Origin of the sequence: Fibrobacter sp. UWB4, from assembly GCF_002210345.1 — a bacterium.
Lineage (GTDB): Bacteria > Fibrobacterota > Fibrobacteria > Fibrobacterales > Fibrobacteraceae > Fibrobacter.
The window spans coordinates 131,679-148,719 of sequence record NZ_MWQI01000006.1 but is presented as its reverse complement, the minus strand read 5'-3'; the positions used below and the strand labels follow the sequence as shown (position 1 = coordinate 148,719).

General features: G+C 49.6%; 13 protein-coding genes. 6 read left to right on the top strand and 7 right to left on the bottom strand.

Annotated features, from left to right (window positions below; all coding sequences use genetic code 11):
* Positions 1-14: 14 nt before the first annotated feature.
* From B7990_RS10535 to B7990_RS10520, 4 genes are all read left to right on the top strand, one after another.
* Positions 15-1,901, top strand: coding sequence for a glycosyl hydrolase (locus B7990_RS10535; RefSeq protein ID WP_088640913.1), 1,887 nt, complete (start codon positions 15-17; stop codon positions 1,899-1,901).
* A 65-nt stretch (positions 1,902-1,966) separates the two neighbouring features.
* Positions 1,967-4,387, top strand: coding sequence for a DUF3536 domain-containing protein (locus tag B7990_RS10530; RefSeq protein ID WP_088640912.1), 2,421 nt, complete (start codon positions 1,967-1,969; stop codon positions 4,385-4,387).
* Positions 4,387-4,908: a hypoxanthine phosphoribosyltransferase gene (gene hpt, locus B7990_RS10525; RefSeq protein ID WP_088640911.1), complete on the top strand. Its 522-nt coding sequence runs from the start codon at positions 4,387-4,389 to the stop codon at positions 4,906-4,908. The genes B7990_RS10530 and hpt overlap by 1 nt, the downstream gene beginning before the upstream one ends.
* Positions 4,905-5,429 carry a hypothetical protein gene (locus B7990_RS10520; RefSeq protein ID WP_088640910.1) on the top strand — a complete coding sequence of 175 codons (525 nt, stop codon included), beginning with the start codon at positions 4,905-4,907 and terminating at the stop codon, positions 5,427-5,429. The genes hpt and B7990_RS10520 overlap by 4 nt, the downstream gene beginning before the upstream one ends.
* Positions 5,430-5,433: 4 nt before the next feature.
* Here the strand turns inward: B7990_RS10520 and queA are convergent, their stop codons facing one another.
* The 4 genes from queA to gltX form a co-directional block, all read right to left on the bottom strand.
* Positions 5,434-6,480, bottom strand: a complete 1,047-nt coding sequence (queA, locus tag B7990_RS10515; RefSeq protein WP_088640909.1) for a tRNA preQ1(34) S-adenosylmethionine ribosyltransferase-isomerase QueA — start codon at positions 6,478-6,480, stop codon at positions 5,434-5,436.
* Positions 6,481-6,482: 2 nt separating this feature from the next.
* Positions 6,483-7,466 carry a YafY family protein gene (locus B7990_RS10510; RefSeq protein WP_088640908.1) on the bottom strand — a complete coding sequence of 328 codons (984 nt, stop codon included), beginning with the start codon at positions 7,464-7,466 and terminating at the stop codon, positions 6,483-6,485.
* 20 nt (positions 7,467-7,486) lie between these two features.
* Positions 7,487-8,650 (bottom strand): BON domain-containing protein, encoded by a 1,164-nt coding sequence (locus tag B7990_RS10505; RefSeq protein ID WP_254917476.1) that lies wholly within the window; start codon positions 8,648-8,650, stop codon positions 7,487-7,489.
* 231 nt (positions 8,651-8,881) lie between these two features.
* On the bottom strand, positions 8,882-10,342 hold the full coding sequence (gene gltX / locus B7990_RS10500) for a glutamate--tRNA ligase (protein ID WP_088640906.1): 1,461 nt from the start codon (positions 10,340-10,342) through the stop codon (positions 8,882-8,884).
* 245 nt (positions 10,343-10,587) lie between these two features.
* On the opposite strand from gltX, the gene fabV reads away from it, so the two are divergent.
* Both fabV and B7990_RS10485 read left to right on the top strand, forming a co-directional pair.
* On the top strand, positions 10,588-11,805 hold the full coding sequence (gene fabV / locus B7990_RS10495) for an enoyl-ACP reductase FabV (protein WP_088640905.1): 1,218 nt from the start codon (positions 10,588-10,590) through the stop codon (positions 11,803-11,805).
* A 207-nt stretch (positions 11,806-12,012) separates the two neighbouring features.
* Positions 12,013-13,449 carry a sodium:alanine symporter family protein gene (locus B7990_RS10485; protein WP_088640903.1) on the top strand — a complete coding sequence of 479 codons (1,437 nt, stop codon included), beginning with the start codon at positions 12,013-12,015 and terminating at the stop codon, positions 13,447-13,449.
* Positions 13,450-13,612: 163 nt separating this feature from the next.
* Here B7990_RS10485 and B7990_RS10480 read toward each other — a convergent pair whose 3' ends face one another.
* From B7990_RS10480 to B7990_RS10470, 3 genes are all read right to left on the bottom strand, one after another.
* Positions 13,613-14,878 (bottom strand): PKD domain-containing protein, encoded by a 1,266-nt coding sequence (locus B7990_RS10480; RefSeq protein ID WP_088640902.1) that lies wholly within the window; start codon positions 14,876-14,878, stop codon positions 13,613-13,615.
* Positions 14,879-15,022: 144 nt separating this feature from the next.
* Complete coding sequence (locus B7990_RS10475) at positions 15,023-16,216, bottom strand: hypothetical protein (RefSeq protein ID WP_141099261.1); 1,194 nt, start codon at positions 16,214-16,216, stop codon at positions 15,023-15,025.
* A gap of 20 nt (positions 16,217-16,236) precedes the next feature.
* Positions 16,237-17,031: an ABC transporter ATP-binding protein gene (locus B7990_RS10470; protein ID WP_088640900.1), complete on the bottom strand. Its 795-nt coding sequence runs from the start codon at positions 17,029-17,031 to the stop codon at positions 16,237-16,239.
* Positions 17,032-17,041 lie beyond the last annotated feature (10 nt).

Sequence of the window (17,041 nt, the reverse complement as noted above, 5' to 3'; positions counted from 1 at the left end):
TTTGGAGTGTGATTATGGGATGTAAATTATTCGCGGGCGCTTGTTCCGCAATGGCTTTTGCCACAGCAGTCGCTACAACATCAGTTTACGCGGCACCGACAACTTACGAAGCCGAGGACTTGAACGGCGTAACAGTAGCCGAAGGCGCAGACTTCTCCGGAGGCAAATACGCTAAGCCCGCAGACGCAAGCGGCATCACGTTTACGGTCAAAGTCGAAGAGACCGCCGTTTACGATATTACCACGAAAGTTCTCATCAAGCAGTACGACTGGATTACTTCTAAAATCACGGTCAACGGCGTCGATGTAGGCTCCATGCTCACGACTCCGCGCAATTGCGATTCAAGCTACGTCGTATCCGCATCTGCCAAGATGAAAGTCGGCGAAAACAAGATTACGGTCGGAAACCAGGCGATTGGCGTAGACAACATCACCGTTGAGCGCCACCCCGACCCGGAATACAAAATCGGGACCGCGCCCGTCACGCCCAACGCGACAGAATCTGCTCGCAAAGTATTCTCGTTCTTGCGCGAGAACTTTACGAAGGCAACGCTTAGCGGCATGATGATTAGCGACCAGAATTTCAACTACGATTACGGCAACATGCGGCTCATTCCGCCGGGAGGCTGCACTCCTGCCGATTCCTGCAAGTACACCGACGCCGAAGTCTCGTGGAAAGGCCAGACGGACATTGCCGAATTCTACAAGCGTTCCGGGCACTACCCCGCCATTGGCGGTTTTGATATGCTCTTTGCCGCCGGCGGACATTCCGATGAAGGCTGGTTCAGAGGCTATTCCGAAAACAACCTCCTGATGGCAGAAGAACTTTGGAAGTTGGGCGGCATCCCGACATTCACATGGCATTGGAAAGTCGGCGAAGACACGGTGTTCTACACAAAAGACACCTACCCCATGAACGGCTACCGCAGCAGCGGCTGCGCCAACGGCGCCAAGGGTTCTAGCGAAAGCAACACGTGCTTCAACTACACCAAGGCATTCAAGGATTCCACTTGCAAGGAAATCAACGAAGCCTCTCAGGAATACAAGGACATCGTAAGCGATATTGATAAAGTTTCTGCACTGTTCAAGCAATTGCAGGAGAAAGATGTCGCCGTTATCTGGCGCCCGCTTCACGAAGCAAGCGGTGGCTGGTTCTGGTGGGGAGTCGGCAGTGGCGACTGCTACAAACAGCTTTACCGACTCGTCTTTGACCGCATGGTAAAGACAAACGGCCTCAAGAATTTGCTTTGGGTCTGGAACATCAATACCGACCCGCAATTCGGTTACGATTACTCAGCCCTCAATGCAAGTTGGTATCCGGGCGACGATTACGTGGACATTGTCGCAGTTGACATTTATGACCCGCTCAACGACCACAATTCCGGTGCAAACTACTACAATAAAATTGTGAGCGATGTGGGCACGAACAAGATGATCGCCTTGAGCGAAAACGGCGCCATCCCGGACATCGATAGCATTGCCGAAGACAAGGCCAATTGGAGCTATTGGATGACCTGGAGCCAGACCTGGAGCGGGAACTTCCTGGAAAAGACGACCACAGAAATGTGGAAGAGGAACCTCGACGACAAGCGCATCATCGCCCTTGACAACATGCCCGGTTGGGATAAGGTCACCGTCCGCAATTTTGGATCAAAGCGCATTGTAACAAACAACATAAGTCTAGCCATAAACGGCAAGTCGCTTTCGCTTTTTACGAATAAAAATGGCCGCGCCACCGTCACCGTTTTTGACCTGACTGGCCACCGTGTCGCAACGCTTATGCAAGGTCATATTTCGGCAGGAACTCATGATTTAAGCCTTCAATCCATCGCCTCCGGAAATTACATCATCAAAGCGAGTATCGACAAACACAACACAATGCAGATATTACGCTTAAAATAGTGTGCGCTGTAACATGTATTCTAAAAAAAAGGTTCACTTTTGAACCTTTTTTCTATTTTTAAGCCATGACCGAAAAGAACCCCCTTTACTTTACCATTCACGGACATTTTTATCAGCCCCCTCGCGAAAACCCTTGGACTGGCGTTATCGAGAACCAGCCAAGCGCACGTCCGTTCCACGACTGGAACGAACGCATTGCAAGCGAGTGCTATAGCCCGAACTCCGCAAGCCGTATTTTAAATTCTAAAGGCAAAATTGTCGATATCGTAAACAACTACGATTTCATGAGCTTTAACATCGGCCCGACTCTTATGGGCTGGATCCGCACCAATACGCCCGACACCTACAAGCGCATTCAAGACGCCGACAAGCGCAGCCAGGAACGCATGAACGGGCACGGTAACGCAATTGCTCAAGTTTACAACCACATCATCATGCCGCTTGCAAGTGCGCAGGACAAGCGTACACAAATCCGCTGGGGCATTGAAGACTTCAAGTTCCATTTCGGACGCATGCCCGAAGCCATGTGGCTTGCCGAAACCGCCATCAATTTTGAGACCGTTGTTGAACTTATCAAAGCCGGCATCAAATACACCATTCTCTCGCCCACGCAAGCCGACAAGTTCCGCAAGTTTGGCGACAAGAAGTGGACCGATTGCAGCAACACGAACATCGACACGACGCGCCCGTACCGCATTTACCCACGCGACAAGGATGGCAACCTCGTCTGTGACGGTTACCTCGACGTATTCTTCTACAATCCGTGGCTTTCGAGCGCCGTCGGCTTCGAGCACTTGCTCCGCGACGCAGGAACATTCGGACACCGCATTGAAAGCGCCTGGGACGCCAATCGCAGCGAGCCTCAACTCGTAAGCATCGGCACTGACGGCGAATCTTACGGCCACCACGAACCGTTTGGCGACATGTGCGCCGCATGGCTTTACAACAAGTTCGCTCCGCAGAACAACATGGTTCCGGTAAACTACGGCTGGTTCCTCGAAAAGTTCCCGCCCAAGCACGAAGTCGAACTCAAGAATTTCTACGGCGAAGGCTGTGCATGGAGCTGTGCTCACGGAGTCGGTCGCTGGTACAGAGACTGCGGTTGCTCCACCGGAGGTGGCGCCGACTGGAACCAGAAATGGAGAGGCCCGCTCCGCGACGCCTTCAACCATCTCAAGGAAGTCGCCGACAACATCTTCGTTCGCGAATTCGAAAAGATTTCTAAGATCGATCCATGGGAAGCCCGCAACAACTACATCCAAGTGATCGTTGCGCCCGAAGACGAATCCCGCAAGGAACAATACCTCAAGGAAACGCTCAAGGATTACAGCAAGCAAGAAGACCGCGCCAAGGCCATTCGACTCCTCGAAATCCAGAAGTTCTGCCTATTCAGCTTCACGAGCTGCGGCTGGTTCTTCAACGATATCGAAGGTCTGGAACCGGTGCAGAACATGCGTTATGCACTCCGTGCGATGCAACTCTTGAAGCCGTTCCTCCCGATGGGCGACAACCTCAAGAGCGAAATTCTGTACATCCTCGCCCGTGCCACAAGTAACGAACACAAGTGGAACGGCGCCGAAGTCTTCACGAAGTACGCCGAAGAAAACGTCCCGTCCGTCATCAAGCAGATGGCAGAACGTGCAGCGATTTACCACCTCGAACTTGAAGAAGACTACCTCAACAAGGATTCCCGCATCACGGCTACAAAGATCGCGTCCCGCCGTCGCCAGACGCTTGTACGCACTTCTTACGAAGACAACGATCTCGGCGAATCTTGCGTGACCACGAACTTGGTCGTCACAGACCAGCTCAGCCGCGTAAACATCGTCGTCGCCATGGGCGAAGAAAAGGAAAGCGCTCTCACGTTCGTTGAAAATCCGAACATGACGACGGAACAGCTCCACGAACTTTACCCGACTGCATACGTTGTCCGCATGAGCAATCTCGCGAGCGATTCCTTGAAGCGCATCAACTTGCTCTCGACGCAAAAGCACCTCGAGAACATCACAAAGTCGTTCTCCGGCTTTGCTCTGAACCATGGCATTTCCATCGACAGCCTTGCCGACCCGGACCACACCTTGCCGGACACTATGCGCAAAATCCTCACGGTGGAGATCAACGCCAGAATTCATCATGCCGCATTGCAGTTGCTGAACGAACACAACAAGGCGACCATCGAAGAGATCCACGAACTCATCGACGAAGCAACAGCGCTCAACACGCACTTTAGCTTTGGCGGGCTTGGTCACATGTTCTTCCACAAGCTCACGCTCCTCATTGACGAAGTTTCCAAGAAGTTCAACGAAGAAACGCTCAACTACATCACCGACCTCATCACGGTCGCCGACTGGCTGAAGCTTTTCATCAACAAGACTTCTCTTGAAAACCACGTCTTCAGCATCTACAAGCAATACAAGGCAGAACCAGACGGAAAGTTTGCGGCCCTCAAGCCGATGTTCCAATGGTTGAACTTTGAGGTGGTCTAATGTACAAGCTGCCAAGCGCTCCACTCATTACAGCGCGAGAGATAAACGCGCGTCTGGACTCGCTCGCCCAAGAACTGAAGGCGTTTGATTTCGACGTGATTTTATCTGCACTGACTGGCAGCTATATGTTTACCGCCGACTTGTCCCGCCGTATCGCGACTCCGAAATTGCGCATTGCATTTATCAAGGCGTCAAGCTACGGCGATTCCGACCATCCGAGCGCGAACGTCCATATCTCGGGCCTTGAAGGTCTCGACATCAAGGGCAAGCGCGTTCTGTTGATTGACGACATTCTAGACACTGGCAACACGATGTATTCCCTCGTGAAAGCCCTCGCGGACTACACCCCCGCCTCCATCACGACTTGCGTACTGTTGAACAAGGAATCTAGACGAACGGTGGATTTCCATGCCGACTTCGTTGGTTTTGAAATTGAAGATAAATTTGTGGTAGGCTACGGTCTCGACTATGCAAACACGTACCGCACCTATCCAGAAGTATGGGCACTTGAAGAAGCATGACTGAAAACAACAACATAAACAACAACGAAAACGATGATTTGAACGAAGTCAAGAAACATGCGACAATGACTTTTGCAGCCATCGAGCGCAGTTTCAACAGAATGGCATACCGCAGAAGGAATACCATCCGTATCATCGTCTGCTTGCTATTTTTCTTCTTGGGCTACCAAGCCAATAACTGGTTCAGCAGCAAGATCCCAACCGAAAAGATCATCGAGAAAATTGCCGCACAGCCGGACCTTCCGAACAAATGCAAATACCGTTATGACCGTTCCATGGAATACGCCATCATGCACGAATGCGTCTTTTCGCATGATACGCCGACCAACGAAGTCAAGCTGATCCAGCGCATCAATTACTGCTCTTGCGCTTTGGAACGTGTACAAAAAAAGAAGCCCTTCCAGAAGATGTTTGAAAACAATCTGGAGGACTTCACATTCAAGATTCGCGAAGAAATCCTTTGCAAGGACGAAAAGATTCCGCAGGCGCTCGAAATGGAATCCGAAACGCCTACAAAGTAATCCCTTACAAAATCAGCATTCCGTCGCCGTAGCTGAACAATTTAAGCTTGTTCTCTACGGCCATTTTGTATGCGTCGAGCGTGTTTTCGCGGCCATAGAATGCGGACACAAGCAAAATGAGAGAACTTTTTGGCCAATGGAAATTGGTTAAAAGTCCATCAATCAATTTGTACTTGTAGCCCGGATAGAAGAACGCATAGGTCACGCCCTTTTGCGGTTTCAAGAATCCGTTCGCATCGGCAATCGTCTCGACCACGCGCGTACTCGTCGTGCCGACAGTCACAATACGGCCGCCTTCGCGTTTAGCCTTGTTGATGATGTCTGCATTTTCCTTGGTGAGTTCGTAATGTTCGCCATGCATTTTATGCTGCGTGAAATCTTCGACAGAAATGTTCTGGAACGTTCCCGGCCCCACATGGAGCGTGACTTCAGCGACATAGACGCCCTTGGCCTTTAAGTCATCAAGCATTTGTTCGCTAAAGTGGAGGCTTGCCGTCGGAGCGGCCACGGCGCCAGCATACTTTGCAAAAATCGTCTGGTACGCCTTTTTATCGTCTTCATCATCGGGACGGTCAATATAAGGAGGCAGTGGAACATGGCCTTCCCTATTCATGACCTCTTCCATTTCAGAAGGCGTTTTTTCAAAGCGCAAGACACGATTACCGTCTTCCTCATGAACTTCTTCCACAAAAGTACGCACTCCAGCAAGCGTCAGTTCACGCCCAACCTGGAAAGCCTTACCCGGATGCACTTTCGCTTCAAAGCGAGCCTCGCCTGATTCAGACGGGTTCAGCGCCTGGACTAAAAGCACTTCGACTTGGCCACCAAATTGAGTTTCACCATAAAGACGAGCGGGTATCACCTTCGTGTTGTTCACCACAAGGCAGTCCCCCGGACGGAACAAATCGACAATTTCAGGAGCCTTCATAATGCGGCGTTCGCCGCCATTCTTCGGACAATACAAAATGCGCGTTTTGCCCTTACCCGCCGTACGGGACGCAATCAGTTCTTTCGGGAATTCAAAGTTGTAATCAGAAAGATGGTACTCCATCACTAAGCCTTCATTTCTTTCAAAGTATTTTTCAAGCGTTCAAGCATTTCCGTTTTCAAGGATTCCGGCTTCAAAATTTTCACATCCGGAAGCACTCCAAACAGCCATGTCTTAAAGTCCGGAGTCAAACGAAGCTTCAATGTCACAATCATATTGCCGTCTTTATCTTCGGCAAATTCTGCAGGCGGCGAGAATCGGGACTTGTTAAACTGAGTCTTGAGCCAGCCAGATTTAATAACAAGCGAAATGGTTTCTGGATCGTCCGTAGAAACATACTTGCCAAAAGCATACTTATAATGATCATACACACAGAACGGCTCACGAAGCGTCATGGCGCAGTTATTCGTCTGAGCCACACTCATGATATTTTCAACAAGATAATTCTTGAAAACATGAGTTTCTGCGTAAGTTTCATCCGCAGCAATCAAGTAAAGCGTATCCACACGCATTACAAGCTTGATCGGGCAAACTTCCTTCGTTTCCTTTTCGGTACCTTCGTTTGTGCTTCTGTACACGATGCGAATCTTAAAGCCTTCGCGTATTGCAGACAAAAGCTTTGAGACCATACAGTCTTGAGCCTTATGGTCGCAGAACGGGCCATAATCCATGATATAGTTCGGATCAAGAGTAATCGCTTCTGCCTTAAAGCCATCCGGGTCTGTTGTCTGCATCGACGAGATGACACTGTCAATAAGCTTTCTGTTCTTCAAGTCAAGCGGAGTCGTGTCATTCATCGTCTTTTTCAGCCTTTCAAGCTGTTTGACGATTTTCTGGTTAAAATCAACTTTCTGTTCCGTTTGAATAACGTAGAAAGTCTCACCATTTTTTTTAAACTTATGCAAGCCACAGTTTTCCTGCTCCAAAGCGTTTAAGTGGCGGAATATGGTTCGCGGACCACAATCCATAGCTTCGGCAAGCATTGCAACCGTCATCGGCACACGAAGTTTACACTTGATTTTACTTATTTTTTCATAGCCTGTAGCCATTTGTTATCCCCTTTTTACTCCTAAGTTTTTAATATTCTCAACCGGTTACCCACCGCCACCGACCGCGCAAATCCTGCAACAGCCAATAGTGCAAACTCTCTCTGAATAATATTGCGTACACGCCCTTCGACCAAAAAACGCTTTCCCACATAAGTAACATGGACAAAAGAATTTTTCAAGAAGCGGTATGACGCAAGTTTATCCATAATCTTCCGGCAAAGATCTTGTTTTCCCAAATTCTTTTTTAAAATTGCAGTTCCATGCATATTCAACGAGACTATGCCTGGAATACTTTCAATACGAGCCTTCAGTTCTTCAGGATAGACTTCGTCCTCGTAATAGAAAGTCACCTTCGCAGCGCCAGATTTCACCTTGACGCTGTACTTAAAAATCGGATGTGCAACATCATCCAAAACATCCCAGATCCGCCGCTCCAAGTCACCATCGGTCATCTTAGAGTTTTTACGGACACGGACCATGTTCACACAACCACGGAGTCCCATAATTTCTCCAACAGTTGTCTGAATAGCCCGTTTTGTTGCAAGGCTATTTACAAAACCGCGCAAGTAAACAATTCCTTGACCGGCTTCGATGGTGATGTCTTCACTGAGTCCGCTCGACAAAATTTCCAGTCGTTTACGCACAACGGAAACAACCTCGTCGTTTGGCGGATTCTCCGCATAACGCGGATAACTCATAAAGACCAACAACCCATCATCCATCTTTACCACAAGTTTGTCTTTAGTATCATCCTTAACAACACCAACAGCCACACCAAACTGTTTGCGGAGGACATGGTAAACATGATCTCCAAGCAAAGTGTTCACACACTGTGCCGGCAAGAGCCTGTAGCCTTCAGGCGCCACCTCATGACTTATCGGAATCTTCGGCCCTTCATACTTTTCATCGGGCATGCCATTCCGTTTGTACACAACAACTTCCCGGTCTCTGGACTGGAAAAAGCTTTTAACAATACATGGCCTTGTCGCCCCGTCAAAGTAAAGCCAGTCACCCGGGAAAATTCGATTGTGTCCATAGACTTTCGCATATTCGGAATGAGCTTCGTCCTTACGTCCAAAAGCAAATTCCTGCGAAAAAGCGACATGGATCGTTCCGCAGTGCGTACAAACGCAAAGCAGCGGGATTCCACGATCCAAGCCACCATACGTCGAATACTCTTCCATCGCACAGATATCATGGCGAACTGCCTGCCGGCATTGCCTGCAGTACAGCTGCTGTGAGTATAATCTGTATGGAAAATATTGACGCATTCTAAAGTTACTAGTTAATAGTTAGCTATGGGGTCGGCACTTCGTGCCTTTGGGGTATGAGGTCGGTCGCCTACGGCTCCCTTTGAGGTTGCCCAAAGCGAAGCGAGCCCAAAGCGAGTTTACGAGCGCCCCCATAGCTTAAAACTATTTCATCAGCGGCAAAGCCACATCCATTCGGCGGAGCACTTCTTCCTTGCCGATAATTTCGAACATTTCCCAGAGGCCAGGACCCGCAGTCACACCGGAAACAGCGAGGCGCGGAGCGCCCACCAGTTCACCGACCTTGTGGCCACAGCGTTCTGCCAATTCATAGAAGCCCTTCTCAATCACCGGAGTCTTGAAGTCTTCGATGGAAGCAAGCATATCGCGCACGAGCGTCGCGACTTCCTTGGAGCCTTCACCGAAATGCTTCTTCGCCCCCTTCTCGTCGTATTCCGTCGGAGCGACAAAGAAGTACTTCGCCATCGTAGCAAGGTCCTGTACAAAGTGTGCACGAGGCTTGAGCTGCTTTACGATTTCGAGCAAGCGTTCGTTCGGTTCAGCGCTCGTATCAACGCCCATAGCCTTGAGACCTTCGACCATGATGTTCTTGAGGAATTCATCATCGCACATGTGGATGTGCTGGCCGTTCATCCACTGGAGCTTCTTTTCGTCAAAGCTTGCGGACTTCGGGTTAATGCGTTCGAGCGTAAAGCAGTCGATCATTTCCTTGACGCTCATCACTTCGCGGTCGTCACCTGGATTCCAGCCGAGGAGCGCTAAGTAGTTGACAAGCGTTTCCGGCAAGTAGCCGAGGTCGCGGAAGTCACCGACAGAAGCAGCGCCCTTGCGCTTGGAAAGCTTACCACCGTTCTTGTCAAGAATCACCGGCAAATGGCACCACACAGGCGGTTGCCAACCGAAAGCCTTGTACAAAAGTTCGTGCTTCGGCGTAGAGCTGATCCATTCATCACCACGGAGCACGTGAGTCGTTCCCATGTAGTGGTCATCGACAACACTTGCAAAGTGGTAAGTCGGGAAGCCATCGCGCTTGATGAGCACGAGGTCATCCAAAAGTTCGTTCTGGTAGCTGATGTGTCCACGGATCATGTCATCGAATTCCGTGACGCCCGTTTCCGGAACCTTGAAGCGGATAACAGCCTTTTCACCAGCAGCAATGCGGGCTTCGGCTTCTTCGCGGCTGATGTTACGGCAGTGGCGATCGTAACCTGTGACCGGCACGTGAGACTTTTCTTGTTCGGCGCGGACTTCCTGCAAGCGTTCTTCTGTGCAGAAGCAGTGGTAAGCGCAACCCGCATCCAGAAGCTTCTTGATTTCGCGATGGTAGATATCCAGGCGTTCGCTCTGGAAATACGGACCGCAGTCACCTTCGCAACCCGGACCTTCATCCCACTGGAGGCCAAGCCACTTGAGGTCACGCATCAAGTCGTGAAGAGCAGTTTCGTTATAGCGCTTACGGTCAGTATCCTCGATGCGCAGGTAGAACGTACCACCCATGTGTTTTGCAAAGAAGTAATTGTAAATCGCCGTGCGAGCGCCACCCACATGCAAGTAACCCGTGGGGCTTGGAGCAAAGCGTACACGAACAGGACTTTTTTCAGTCATAATTTCCTCTAGTGATCCTTTTTACTTTTATGACAGAAAATAGCAAATTCCATTGTATAAAATTTATCGACATTTCTACTTTTAGACGCATATTTAGCACATCTTCTACTCACAAGGCCTTACAAACTTCTTAAATTATTACATAATTATTACACAAATACTTTACGTTCAAAGACTTTGTTTTTACGCCATAGCGACTAGCCTTTTATTGCTAAGTTGCGAGCGTCAAAAACTAGGAGTCCACTATGATTATTGAACCGTTGATCCGCAGCAACATGTGCATTAACGCTCACCCGAAGGGTTGCGCTGCCGACGTCAAACACCAAATTGAATTTATCGAAAAGAAATTCACCACGCGCAATATTCCCGCCGATGCACCGAAGACCGTTCTTGTCCTCGGCTGCTCTACCGGTTATGGACTTGCAAGCCGCATAGTCGCCGCATTTGGCTACAAGGCGATAACCATCGGCGTTTCATTCGAAAAGGAAGGTTCCGACGGAGGAATCGGCGAATCCCGCGAAAAGACAGGAACTCCGGGATGGTACAACAACATGGCTTTCGACAAATTCGCAAAAGAAGCGGGCCTCGAATCCGTGACATTCAACGGTGACGCCTTCTCGCACGAGATGCGCCAAAACGTTATCAACACACTCAAGAAGATGGGCAAGAAAGTTGACCTTCTTGTTTACAGTGTCGCAAGTTCCGTGCGTGTCGATCCAGACAACGGAACGATCTACCGCAGCGTCTTGAAGCCGATCGGCCAAGTGTTCACAGGCGCCACAATCGACTGCCTCAGCGGAAAGATCAGCACCATCAGCGCAGAACCCGCCACCGCCGAAGAAGTGGCCAATACAGTTAAAGTCATGGGCGGTGAAGACTGGGCGCTTTGGGTACGCAAGCTCAAGGAGGCAGGCGTTCTCGCCGAAGGCGTGAAGACCGTCGCTTATTCATATATCGGCCCGAAGCTTTCGCACGCCATCTACCGCGACGGTACAATCGGCGGCGCCAAGAAGCATCTCGAAGCAACCGCGCTTGAACTCAACAGCGAATTGCAAAACGACCTCCACGGCGAAGCCTACGTCTCTGTGAACAAAGGACTTGTCACTCGTTCCAGCGCCGTCATTCCCATCATCCCGATGTACATTTCCGTGCTCTTCAAGGTCATGAAGGAAATGGGGAATCACGAAGGATGCATCGAGCAGATGGAACGCTTGATGACCGAAAGACTTTATACGGGTTCCAAGGTTCCGACAGACGAGAATCACCTCATCCGCATCGATGACTACGAATTGGACCCGAAAGTCCAGGCCGAAGTGGACAAACGCATGGCGACCGTCACGCAAGAGAACCTCGCCGAGGTCGGCGATCTCGAAGGCTACCGTCACGATTTTCTCGCAACAAACGGTTTCGACATCGAAGGCGTAGATTACAACGCCGAAGTTGATTCTCTAACTACAATTTAGCCGTAGCCCTAGTCGCCAAGCGGCTTCAACAGCTCCGTCTTTTACAAATCCTGGTTTTACGCCAGGATTTTTTACACTTGCCGTAACAAACGCAATCCAATTTTTTCGGTCATAGAACAAGTCTATAAAAAGCAGCAAAAAAAGCTTCACACCATCAAGCATTATTTCTAACTTTGAAGCAAAACCCCTTAACATCAAGGATTCTTTATGGAAACACTCAATTCCATTCTCGATGCTATCGATGGGTACGTCTGGGGCGTTCCCCTCATTGTCATCATTCTCTTTGTAGGCATCCTCCTCACCATCCGTCTTGGCTGCCTGCAAGTCATGAACTTGCACAACGCGCTCCGCTTCATGGCGCACAGCGAAAAGGACGGCGCAGGCGAAGTTTCTAGCTTCGGTGCTCTCTGCACGGCTCTTGCCGCCACGATCGGTACAGGCAACATCGTCGGCGTGGCAACCGCTATCGGCACCGGTGGCCCGGGCGCCCTCTTCTGGATGGAAGTCGCCGCTTTCCTCGGCATGGCAACAAAGTATGCCGAAGGCCTGCTCGCCGTCAAGTACCGCACAGTAGACAAGGACGGCAAGGTTCTCGGCGGTCCGTTCTATTACATCGAAACGGGTATCAAGGAACGCTTTGGCTGGAACATGAAATGGCTTGCCGTGATATTCGCCATCTTTGGCATGGCCGCAGGCCTCCTCGGCATTGGCACCATCACGCAGGTCAATGGCATCACGAGCGCCATGGCGCGTCTCACTCCGAATGCCGCTGAATTTGTCAACATCGGCGGAAACTCCGTGAGTGTCACGACAGCTATCGCAGGCCTCCTCGTCACGATCTTTGCGGCAACAGTCATCATCGGCGGTCTCAAGCGCATTGCAAAAGTCTCGATGTACATTGTTCCTATCATGGCAATCATCTACATCATCGCTTGCATTCTCCTTTTGCTCCTCAACTTCTCGCAGATTTCCTCCGCAATCGAAACGATTGTGAGGGCAGCTTTCAATCCGTCTGCAGTCACCGGCGGCGTTGTCGGTTCCATTTTCATTGCAATGCAGAAAGGCATCGCTCGTGGCATTTTCAGTAACGAAGCAGGCCTCGGTTCTGCACCGATTGCAGCTGCCGCAGCAAAGACAAAGGAACCTGTGCGTCAGGGTCTTGTTTGCATGACAGGCACGTTCTTCGACACGATTATCATTTGTACGATGACCGGCCTTGCGATTGTCGTCTCGGGCGCCTGGGATCCGAAGCTCGGACTCGAAGGCGTAAACATCACGATGGAAGCATTCTCCCGCGGCCTTGCCATTATCCCAGGCGGTGCCGTGATCGCCCCGTACTTCCTTGCAATAGCTCTCGTGTTCTTCGCGTTCACGACGATTCTTGGCTGGGCCTACTACTCTGAAAAGTGCTTGCAGTACCTGCTCGGCCGCAAGGACAAGAAGGCGATTCTCACCTACCGCTGGGTCTACATCTTCGCCATTTTCATCGGACCATACCTCACGGTCAGCGCCGTCTGGACAAGCGCCGACATTTTTAACGGTCTGATGGCATTCCCGAACCTTGTGGCGCTAATACTTCTCTCTGGCATTGTCGCGAACGAAACAAAGACGTTCCTTGCGAAGTTCAAGGGAGAGAAAGAGTAGTCATTAGTTATTGGTCAATAGTCTTTGGTCATTGGAGCCCGCGAAAGCGGGCTTTCCTTTTATGAGCAAGATTTTTATGAGCAAGACGAAGCCGCGCTTCAGAATGACAGAGCATACAAAAAGACCTCCCATGCGGGAGGTCTTTTTTAGAATTTCACAACTGTTACCAGTTAACACCGCAAGAGACGGTTTCACCAGCAGCGATCTTTGTCACCTTTACCGGGATCGGATACTTACCAACAGTATGAGCAACAAGCATCTTGCCCTTAATGTCCTGATAGTTCGTACCAGAAACTTCAATGCCGTCGATAGTCAATTCATACGGCGAATTTCCACCCTGGCAGACCAAGGTGCAAGTTGTCGCATCATTATGCCAATTCTGCGGCAAGTCGGCCACCAAAGTAAATTCGCCAACCTTGTCAAATTCAACTTTATCTTGCGTCGTTTCAATCTTATAGTCCGGAATGTTTGCATCCGAAGCAATAATAGCCGGGCAGGTCACTGTCTCGACAGAATTATCATCGTTGCTTACTCTAAGAACTGGAGCATAGGACTGGCCCTTTTTCGTAAAGGTGTGAGTACCAGTAACGCCCGTCGCACCTGCAGACACGCCATCCCATTCATAATCAATGATGTTAGCAGCAGAAGTGCAAGTAGCGGTCCATGTAGCTACACCGGCATCGGTAGTGACATCGCCGCCAGCACCAGTGCACTTACAAGAAATCGGTTCACCATTCACCTGTAGCGGACTACAGGGCACAACATGAGCACCATCAGTAAAGCTTACGACAACCGAAGCACCATACTTACCGGAATTGACGTACTTGACCTTCTGTTCAGTACCATTAGCACCATCAACTTCAATAGTCGGAGGCGTACCGCCCTCAAACGTCCATGTGAACTTCGCCTTCAGCAACTTAAGAGCGGAAATGCTTGCATCCTGGTCAAACACCCATGTAGCCGTTCCACCCTTAGAGATCGTAGCAAGATCCGGATGGCAAGTTCCGATATCCGAAATCGGACCAGAAGGTATAGAAGAGCTAGAAACCACAACAGCGCTCGACGAATAAGAAGGCGGAGGATTCGTCGTAGATGAAGAACTTACATAGCCAGGTATAGAGGAAGAAGAATTAACTATAGCGCTGGAATAGCGGGACGAAGAAAGGCCAGGATTTACCGAACTCGAAGACCTCACTCTCCCCCTAGATGAAGAACTAGGCTGAACACTTACAAAACATTCTGGGCAGTTGGTAGAATTCATCACGGCTTCATTAAGACTATTGTCAGCAGCTACGCCATCTTCGTAGTTGATCGGGAGACCCATAATATCGTCGCCATTATTTGGGTTCAAAATATCACCACTACCACAAGCCCAAAAACTTGCAGCAACACCAAAAGCTAGCGTTCCAACATAAAACTTTTTATTCATAAAAAACCTCTTAGGCGAAAAATAAATTAAATCACGGCAATATGCAAATGGTGTAAGCGTTTTTTATTGAGGAAGTTCACAAAAAAACACCCCAGACATCAAGTCCAGGGTGTTTGTAAAGTTAATTATACAGTTTTTTGTGTACTAATCGATCACCGGAGGCTTACCAGAAGATGATGAAGCCTGATCAGAAGAACTCAATTCAACATACGATGACGAGCTTTCCTCGGGTTCTTCGGAAGATGAACTTTCTTCAATCTTGGGCTTAACTACAAGGAACGGATCCAGTTCATCATCGATATCGCAAATAAGAGCCAGCGTTCCATACTGTACAGTAGGTTCCTTTTGCCCTGGTGCAGAATACTTCACCTTAATCCTGGTGGAACCATTTCCTTCGCGTTCGCCCGAAACAAGCGTACCAAAGGCGCCGAGACCCGTCCAGTTGTGATACCCTTCAAGTTCGACTCCGTTTTCATCGGCAACATACCAGTACACTTCTTCATCGACAAACGCTTCGCGCTTGCTAACCTTGCAGTAGCCCCTCACGACGCTTGAAGAAGATTTCACCTCCGAAGAAGACGATTCCGCCTCAGAAGACGAGGATTCCATAGCAGAAGAAGACGTCGGATCATAACCCGCAGCATGTACCGTAAACGGCTTTACAAAATCGCCACAATCAAATTCCTTGCCGGCAAAGGTCAGCAACGGACCGATGACAGGGCCTTCCGCATCATAAGCCACCGTGATTTCAGGGAAACCGGTTTCTTCAACGGAACCGACAAGGACGCTAGGCTTCCTTCCGGCATCAGGACTCAGGTCCCACTTGTATTTGCCTTCATCCAGCGTTCCTTCATTAGGAACATAGCTCCACGTGACAGCGTCTCCGATACGAACAACATCGTCTTTTTCGACGCTACACTTACCAGAGACTTTCAAAGCGCCGCTGGAGCTAGAGCCGGTCTTTGACGAACTCGACGATGTCGAACTGCCGCTATTGCCAGAACTAGACGATTTTCCAGACGACGAAGACTTCGCAGAGCTGCTGCTCTTGCCAGAATCAGAAGATTTTTTGGACGAAGAAGACTTTGCAGAACTGCTGCTTTTCGCGTCGTTCTTTTTGGAACTGCTACTCTTTATAAGTTCTACATTGCAGTTCTTTTTTCCCTTACAGTATTCCTTGATAAAGAAATTGGCAAATTCAAGTTCATCAATTTCTTCGATTTTTTTCATCGCCAATTCGTCATTATCTGTAGCTTTAGCAATCTCACCTTCACCACAAGCCCAGAACAGCACCATTGCCGACGAAAGCAATAATGGTAAAAACTTTTTCCTATCCATATTATTCCCCATCTTAAATTCTACTCCTGCGATTCCCCATCCACCGAAATTTTACGTTGTCCCGTAATGAACTGGTGCACATACGGGTTGCTTGTATTCTTGATTTCATCGACTGAACCCACTTCGATGATTCGCCCATTGTATAGCATGGCGATTCGGTCCGCCACCTTGAAGGCGCTTACCATGTCGTGCGTCACAACAACCGAGGTGACACCGAGCTTGCTCTGCATATCGAGAATAAGATCGTTGATCACGTCACTTGTAATCGGGTCCAGGCCCGTTGTCGGTTCATCGTACAAAAGAATTTCCGGATTCAAGGCAATGGCCCTTGCAAGAGCCACGCGCTTACGCATACCGCCCGAAAGTTCGGAGGGCATCTTTGTACGGAATGACGGCACGAGGTTGATCATCTGAAGCTTTTCCGTCACCACGTTCTGGATCTCAGCTTCAGACATTTCCGGGTGATGTTCGCGGAGGGCAAAAGCGATATTCTCGCCCGTGTCCATGGAATCGAACAAGGCGCCCATTTGGAACAACATACCCATCTTGCGGCGGATGGTACGCGTATCGAAGAACTGTGGCGTACTGATCGTCACGCCATCGACAGTCACTTCGCCGCCATCCGGCTGCAAAAGTCCAATCATGTGCTTTAGAATCACAGACTTGCCACCACCGGACTTACCGATAATCACCATCGTCTCGCCACGGCGGATGTCGAGGTTCACGTCTTCAAGAACGGTCTGAGGGCCAAAGGACTTCTTAAGCCCTTTGAGTCGAATTGCAATGTCATTCGGATCGATTTTTACATTCGGCATAGCTCAACCT

What these genes read in the sequence shown, in the direction of transcription:
- queA (WP_088640909.1), bottom strand. Translation starts at nt 6,480, where the DNA reads ATGGAGTACCATCTTTCTGATTACAACTTTGAATTCCCGAAAGAACTG.
- fabV (WP_088640905.1), top strand. Translation starts at nt 10,588, where the DNA reads ATGATTATTGAACCGTTGATCCGCAGCAACATGTGCATTAACGCTCAC.
- B7990_RS10530 (WP_088640912.1), top strand. Translation starts at nt 1,967, where the DNA reads ATGACCGAAAAGAACCCCCTTTACTTTACCATTCACGGACATTTTTAT.
- B7990_RS10480 (WP_088640902.1), bottom strand. Translation starts at nt 14,878, where the DNA reads ATGAATAAAAAGTTTTATGTTGGAACGCTAGCTTTTGGTGTTGCTGCA.
- B7990_RS10520 (WP_088640910.1), top strand. Translation starts at nt 4,905, where the DNA reads ATGACTGAAAACAACAACATAAACAACAACGAAAACGATGATTTGAAC.
- B7990_RS10485 (WP_088640903.1), top strand. Translation starts at nt 12,013, where the DNA reads ATGGAAACACTCAATTCCATTCTCGATGCTATCGATGGGTACGTCTGG.
- B7990_RS10535 (WP_088640913.1), top strand. Translation starts at nt 15, where the DNA reads ATGGGATGTAAATTATTCGCGGGCGCTTGTTCCGCAATGGCTTTTGCC.
- B7990_RS10470 (WP_088640900.1), bottom strand. Translation starts at nt 17,031, where the DNA reads ATGCCGAATGTAAAAATCGATCCGAATGACATTGCAATTCGACTCAAA.
- B7990_RS10510 (WP_088640908.1), bottom strand. Translation starts at nt 7,466, where the DNA reads ATGGCTACAGGCTATGAAAAAATAAGTAAAATCAAGTGTAAACTTCGT.
- B7990_RS10505 (WP_254917476.1), bottom strand. Translation starts at nt 8,650, where the DNA reads ATGGAAGAGTATTCGACGTATGGTGGCTTGGATCGTGGAATCCCGCTG.
- hpt (WP_088640911.1), top strand. Translation starts at nt 4,387, where the DNA reads ATGTACAAGCTGCCAAGCGCTCCACTCATTACAGCGCGAGAGATAAAC.
- B7990_RS10475 (WP_141099261.1), bottom strand. Translation starts at nt 16,216, where the DNA reads ATGGATAGGAAAAAGTTTTTACCATTATTGCTTTCGTCGGCAATGGTG.
- gltX (WP_088640906.1), bottom strand. Translation starts at nt 10,342, where the DNA reads ATGACTGAAAAAAGTCCTGTTCGTGTACGCTTTGCTCCAAGCCCCACG.